Here is a 6327-nt window from a genome sequence, read left to right as displayed (position 1 = left end):
ATTCAGCAAAGTTCAGGGTTTTGGGGGTTAGAGGCATGCTCCCTTCTCACTACTCTCCGTTCTTTTCTCTTTTCTCTCTTGTCTCTCTTGAGAGGGGATCCGATTGCATTAGCCGCTGACACAGTTGGGCAATCTGGGTGGGGCTAGCCTCATCCAGCCAGCGGTGAAAGGCTTGGGATTCCTGAAGGCGGCCCATCAGCAGCGTGGGGATCTGCTCCGGGCCGTCCAGTTCCGCCAGCCATTGCCGGGGAAAGCCAGTTACTGCAGCCAGATCCTCGGGATCCCGTCGGCCTGCTTGCCACAGCGCTTGCAGTTGGGCAATCTGCTGGGGGATCTGCTCCCAGCGGTGGCCAGAAGCAGTCAGGATCAGCGTTTGCGGCTGTGCCTGTTGCAGCAGTTGTGCCAAGTCCGCCGGTAGCCAGGGCCAGCGGGCCAGTACCAGCTCTTTCCCTTTGGGTGGTGGAACAAAGTTCTCGGCCTCCTGCCCGTCGTAACAGATGGCCCCCTGCTGCGAATCCGGCAGGGGTTTCTGCCGAAAATCTTGGATCTGTAGGCGAGGGGCGGAAATGGTGGGTGCCTGCCACTCTCCCGCAGGGCGCACCGCCAGCACTTTGCCCTGCCAAGGCTGTCTGCCCCGGTCATCCGCCTCCAACTGTAGGGCGATGTCCAAAGCCTGGCATTTTTGCCAGCGCTCCAGCTCTTCTCCGGCTTGCCAAAACCACAGGGTACGGGATCCCAGCTCAAACTTCAGGTGGCGACCATTCTGAGAAATCCCCAACTTAACGCTGCCGCAGCGAACATTCATCAGGGCTACGACGGGGTTGGGGTTGCCGTGCCCAAAGGGCTGCAGAAGCTGCACCTGCCGATACACCTCATCCAGCTCTGCCACCCCGTCCCGGCCCTGAGAGGCCAGAAGCTCCCAATCGATGACGATCTCCACTGCTAAGGTGCGAGCCTGGTGATCTGGGCTGACCCGCGCGGCCAGCTCCCGCCGCAAAGCCAGTTGTACGGCGGCCAGGCAAGCCAGATCCACTTGGATCCTGGCGGCCATGGGGTGTCCGCCTCCCCGCCGCAAGAGGGGGCGCACAGCCTCGATGGCCTCCACCAGGTTCACCCCTGGCAGGGAACGACCCGACCCATGGCCCAGCCCTGTGGCTTCGTCTTTGGCAATCAACACCGTCGGGCAGCGGTACTGCTCCACCAAGCGCGCCGCCGCGATCTCCAGAACCCCTGGGTTCCAGCCGGCTTCCGCCAGAACAATGGCTCCTTCCCGGGTCAGATCCAAGCTCTCTACCTGTTGGCTGGCCTCTTGGATCACTTGCTGGGTGAGCTGCCGGCGCTCTTCGTCAAGGGCAACAAACCGTTGCACCAGCGCCTGGGCCCGCTCTGGATCGGAGGTGGTCAGCAGCTCCACTGCTAAGCTGGCGTCTTCCAAGCGGCCAATGACGTTCAACTTGGGGGCGATGCGAAAAGCAATATCCTGGGTTGTCGGCGACCTCTGGAGCTGGCCGTTGCTAACCTGGGCCAGCAGAGCTCGCAACCCCGGGCGCTGCGTACTGGCCAGCACCGGCAGGCCCCGCTGCACCAAGTAGCGGCACTCCCGCTGCAACACCGCCACATCGGCCACAATTCCCACCGCCACCAGATCCAGGTGCTGCTCGACACCAGGGATCCCTAGGGCTTGGTAGAGCGCCTCCGCCAACTTGTAGGCCACTCCCACCCCCGGCAAGAAGCGCAGCGGATGTTCAGCCGGCAATCGCAAGGGGTTGACCACCGCATAGGCAGCGGGCAAGGGATCCGGCAGCATGTGGTGATCCGTCACGATCACGTCCACCCCCTGGACTTGGGCCATGGCAATTTCGGCAGCATTGCCCACCCCGCAATCCACCGTCAGGATCACTTGGCAGCCCTGGGCCAGCACCTGCTGTAGCCGTTGAGGATTGAGCCCGTGCCCCTCGGTGCTGCGCAGCGGTATGGAGAACTGGACTCGGAAGCCCAAGGGTTGTAACGCCGAGAGCAGGAGACTGGTACTGGTGACACCATCGCAGTCAAAGTCCCCCCAAATGCACAGGGTCTCTTCCCTTTCCCGTGCCTGCAGCAGCCGCGCCACCGCCCGCTCCAGATCCGGCAGGGATGCTGGTGGTGTGGGGGAATAGTGTTCGGGATCCGCGAAGGCCCGCGCTTGCTCCCAAGTGTGCAGACCCCGCAGGGCCATCACCTTGGCCGCATACTTGCCGTATTCCCGGCTCAGCTCCAGATTGAACTGGGGGGGAGTGGGCAGCAGCTCCCAGCGGTGCGGAGTATCTTCGCGCCAGCCGTAATCCATGCAAGCTAGGCCGACCCCTTGGCCGACAAGAGTAGAACTTCTCAGGAGCCTATCAAAAACGGCCCAGGGGGGAAATGGATCCCAGAGGAAAGGGCTGGGGATGATGGGCTACCTTGAACCCTACTGGCAGCAGTGAGAAGCCACACAGCAGGCGGAAGGGTGCTCGTGATTGTGGGTGGCACAGGCTTCGCTGCAGTAGAGTTGACCTTCGTAGCGATAGCCTTGGCTGCTCTCGAAGCTGCAGTTGCAGTGTTCACAGGCGCAACGGACAAGGGTGCTGGCAGACATGATTTTCTCTCCTTCTTTCTCGTTTTTTCCTAGGGATCCTCTTGTCGAAGATCCGCGTCTCTACACCCTAGCGGTTGCTCAGCAACGATGCTGAAACAAGAATCAGAATCATTTTTGGCACTTCACCGATTACAGCCTATGAATTAGGATACAAGTATCCAAGAGAAAAGAGAGATATATACCAACCTATTTGTTAGATTTATCCCAAAGAGTTGTGGCAGCTTATCAGGCAGGCAAGACCTCCACTCGCCAGGTAGCGGAACAGTTCATGGTAACCCAAAGAACACTGCACCACTGGGTGCATCAGTATCAACAAACTCAGGATTTATCCCCCAAGAAAGTCGGCACAAAGCGAGTAGGTATTCTGGAACAACACCGGCAAGAAGTTATGACGGTCATTGAAAGGCGCCTGAACTATTATCCGTGGTAGTATCAAGAACTGCTACGAGAGCAACTGGATACTGATGTGAGTGCTGTTACGATAGACAACTTTTTAAAAAAGCGAGGAATGACGCTAAAAAAGAATTACCGCAGTGTAAAAATCAGAGAAGAGGAGGTGCAAAGGCAACAATTAGCCTATAGTTAAGAAGTCAAGAATATACCAGTGGAAGATATAGCTATTCTAGACCAGACAAGGGTGTGAGAGGCAATGGAACGGAGGGGTATCTCGGAGTTTACGCAGTCAAAGAGCTTACAGTTACCGTCAGAGATGCAAAGGGAAAAAACATAAGATTATTGAAGCTATTTCCTGGAGAGAGGCAGTAGGCTGTTGTGTTATCAAGGGTGGAATGCGGAAGAGCAATTTTCTGGAGTTTTTGCAAAGTGACTCATGTCCGGAACTGGATGCGCGGAAGGTGGTGATTAGAGTTCGGAAGTGGAGGGTTTGATTCAAGGAACAGGTGCGCGGATCATAGACCTGCCTGTGTATGCACCAGAGTTGAATCCGATTGAGAGGATGTGGTCGGTATTGAAGCCTTTTATCCGGCAGTTTTCCAGAGCCGGGAAGTATGGGATGGAGCAGATAGCAGAGACCTCTTGACTACTCATCAATCCATTCTGCTTCCGAAGTTGGTTTGCTAGGTGTTGCTACTGTGCCCCTTGATTCCTTAACAGGCTGTACTGCTCCATCCCTATGCACGAAGAGGGATGCCGCCGCCCTAATTACTGGGAAGAGACTCCCAGATACTTTGTCCCTCTAATGTCCCTCTAGTAAGAGGTACTGCACCACGAAGCACTCAGTGCCGCCGCAGGCGAACAAGCTGGCGGAGTTCGCAGTTACTGTATCAAGAAGCCGTCATAAAGGGCGGGGCTTGTAACCCAGTTTTCTGGTCAATGTGGCGTTGGCATCTCTTTGTGCTTTATCCTGAGGGGCGATAAGCTAAAGTACAGTAACAACACAGTCCTAAACTGGGAACTTTATTGATGCCTCCGCGCTCCTCTTCCTCCCAGAGTGGCTCTACCCCATTCCCCTTTCTGGAGGGGCGGGGTGCTGCTGACGGTGAGGCTGAGTCGAGCTTGCCGCTGGGACAGCGTCTGCTGCGGGCAGGGCTAATTTCCCAATCCCAGTTGGCTCAGGCCCTGCGAGAGCAACAGCAAAACCACCTCAAGTTGGGAGAAGTGTGTCTCGAGCACGGCTGGCTCACCCCAGCCGCTCTCTACCGCTTCCTGCCCAGCCAGTCCCTTTCTCTGGGAGAGATTTTGGTGGCACTGGGCCACTTGGATTTTGAGCAGTTGCGGGTTGCTCTGGCCCAACAGCGTCGCTACGGGCGGAAATTGGGGGAGATTCTCACCTGGAAAGGCTGGGTACAGCCAGCCATTTTGGATCGCGCCTTGGATGTTCAGGTGCAACTGCAGCGGATGGCTTCCCCCAATGCGTGGGAGGCGCTGCAGCCTTTTTTGGCCAGGGATCCCAAACCCGAGGTTCAGCTTACCCCCCAAAGAGCGGCAACTCCTGGTCGAGAAGCTCTGGCCCAGGATTTGGCTGTACCCGAAGAGGCCAAGATCCCTTGCGAGGGAACAATTCAGCCATCGAGTCTCGAATCCGCAGTTGGGGGAGATCCCATCCCTGGAACATTGGCTGCGGCGGCCTCGGATCCCTTTGCCGATGAGCCTCAACCGGCCACCTTGGCTGACTACCGCAAGCAAGTGGAAGCCTTGCGGCTACAAATCGAGCTCCAGGAACAGGAATGGGATCGGATCCTGGCCAACATGAACCAGCAGATTGCCGATTTTCAAAACCAGTATCAGCAGCGCATTCAAAAACTGGAAGCCACCATCCGTCTCCAACAAGCAGAGCTCCAGCACCAGGCAACGTTGCAGCAGGATTTGCGGGTTTGGCGGGAACAACTGCAAAGGCTGGAAACGGAGCTGGCTCTTGCCCGCGCTGCTGAGCAAAGGGCGCAGCGGCAGTTGCAAACCCAGCAAGATTGCTATCAGTCGGAATTGGAGCAGTTGCAAGAGCAAATCCAGATTCTGCAGAAACGCCAGTTGGACTCGGTGCCCAGCAGCGTTGTGGCTGACCTACGCGCTCAATTGGAAGCGGCGCTCCAGCAGCTCCAGCAGCTCCGGTCGGGGCGGGATCAGCTGCAGGCCCAACTTGCCCAGCAAGCTGCAGAGCCAGAAGCTGCCCCATCCCGGCATCTGGATTTCTTCTGGCCAGAGCAGGTTGCCGCCTTGGAGCAACAGATTGCGGAGCTGAGGGCCGCTTTGCAGATGTGGCAAGAGCGCTACGCCCAGCTACAGCAAGAGCACGAGGCCCAAATGGCGCGGCTTTCCGGCTATGTTCCCCCAGAGCAGGTGGAAAGCTTACAGGCGCAGCTACAACAACTGCAAGCGGAAATGGCGCGGCTGATGGCAGCCAACCGTGACTACGAAGCGCACATTGCCCAACTGGAGGAGCAACTGCAGCAGAGCCAAGCCCTGATCCACCAGCTCAGGGCAGAACGGGCCGAGGCCGACCAGCGCATTGTCCAACTGGAGGGATCCCTGCAAGCCCGCCAAGAAGCCTTGGAGCAAGCTCAACAACAACTGAAAACCACGGGATCCCGCCTCAGCGCCCTTCAACAGCAGCAGGCCAACTTGACGGTGGAACTGCGAGACGCGCGAGAGCTGCTGGCGGCCTATCGGCAGAGCCTGGAGTCCCTGCAAGAGAATCTCAAGATTGAGCAGAAAAGTGCTCCGCACCGCTAACGCGATCGCAACCGTCTGCTGCAGGTGAGTTACGAACAGCAAAAGCTGATCGCCGAGGCAGCGCAGGCTCAGTTGAGAGCAGCCAACTTCTCTGGCTCAACCGCCAAAGATGGGCCAGCACGCTTGCGTGAGCGAAACGCAGTCCTTACGGGGAGACCGGAGGAACCCGAGACCGACGCCGACACTCCTGAGGATACGCCGACGGATCCCTTGTTGGCAGAACTCACCCCATGGGCCAGGCATCTGTTCCAAAACTTGCAGGCAGCGGGCTTGCTGGATCGGCCCCAGATCCAAGACATCCTCAGCCGCTGGCAACAGTCGGGGGGCAAGCTGACCGCGGTCATTGGCGAGTGTACCGGCCTGAAGGCAACCACGGTCGCGGTAGCGGTGCGGTTCCCGGTAGGGTGCCGGAGGCATAGCACTTTCAAGTTCTTTGCGGATGGGGGGTATTCTGCCCGTTTGTCGGGGTGCCGCACGGTGGGAGAGCATGACTCTAGTCAATAATAAGCTCAACTATACTGAAA

Annotated in this window: 4 protein-coding genes and 1 pseudogene; 3 read left to right on the top strand and 2 right to left on the bottom strand. The window is 57.9% G+C overall.

All coding sequences use genetic code 11. The features are described 5' to 3' along the window. Positions 1–49: 49 nt before the first annotated feature. Together recJ and NW843_RS08985 are read right to left on the bottom strand one after the other, a co-directional pair. Positions 50–2326, bottom strand: coding sequence for a single-stranded-DNA-specific exonuclease RecJ (gene recJ / locus NW843_RS08990; protein ID WP_414522727.1), 2277 nt, complete (start codon positions 2324–2326; stop codon positions 50–52). 120 nt (positions 2327–2446) lie between these two features. Continuing rightward, positions 2447–2614 carry a hypothetical protein gene (locus tag NW843_RS08985; RefSeq protein ID WP_083757636.1) on the bottom strand — a complete coding sequence of 56 codons (168 nt, stop codon included), beginning with the start codon at positions 2612–2614 and terminating at the stop codon, positions 2447–2449. A gap of 178 nt (positions 2615–2792) precedes the next feature. Here NW843_RS08985 and NW843_RS08980 point away from each other — a divergent pair. From NW843_RS08980 to NW843_RS08970, 3 genes and pseudogenes are all read left to right on the top strand, one after another. After that, positions 2793–3716: pseudogene (locus NW843_RS08980) on the top strand (IS630 family transposase). Between the two features lie 320 nt (positions 3717–4036). After that, the gene (locus tag NW843_RS08975; protein WP_414522725.1) at positions 4037–5803 is read left to right on the top strand and encodes a hypothetical protein; all 1767 of its coding nucleotides are present in this window, start codon (positions 4037–4039) and stop codon (positions 5801–5803) included. A 24-nt stretch (positions 5804–5827) separates the two neighbouring features. Beyond that, the gene (locus tag NW843_RS08970) at positions 5828–6307 is read left to right on the top strand and encodes a hypothetical protein (protein ID WP_414522724.1); all 480 of its coding nucleotides are present in this window, start codon (positions 5828–5830) and stop codon (positions 6305–6307) included. The last annotated feature ends 20 nt before the right edge of the window (positions 6308–6327 follow it).

It is taken from the genome of Synechococcus sp. R5-12, assembly GCF_047502655.1.
Lineage (GTDB): Bacteria > Cyanobacteriota > Cyanobacteriia > Thermostichales > Thermostichaceae > Thermostichus.
The sequence above is the reverse complement of the archived record's forward strand: the minus strand, read 5'-3'. Positions and strand labels throughout refer to the sequence as shown.

Bases quoted from the DNA above. Each gene is read 5' to 3' on its own strand.
- recJ (WP_414522727.1), bottom strand. From the start codon at position 2,326: ATGGATTACGGCTGGCGCGAAGATACTCCGCACCGCTGGGAGCTGCTG.
- NW843_RS08985 (WP_083757636.1), bottom strand. From the start codon at position 2,614: ATGTCTGCCAGCACCCTTGTCCGTTGCGCCTGTGAACACTGCAACTGC.
- NW843_RS08975 (WP_414522725.1), top strand. From the start codon at position 4,037: ATGCCTCCGCGCTCCTCTTCCTCCCAGAGTGGCTCTACCCCATTCCCC.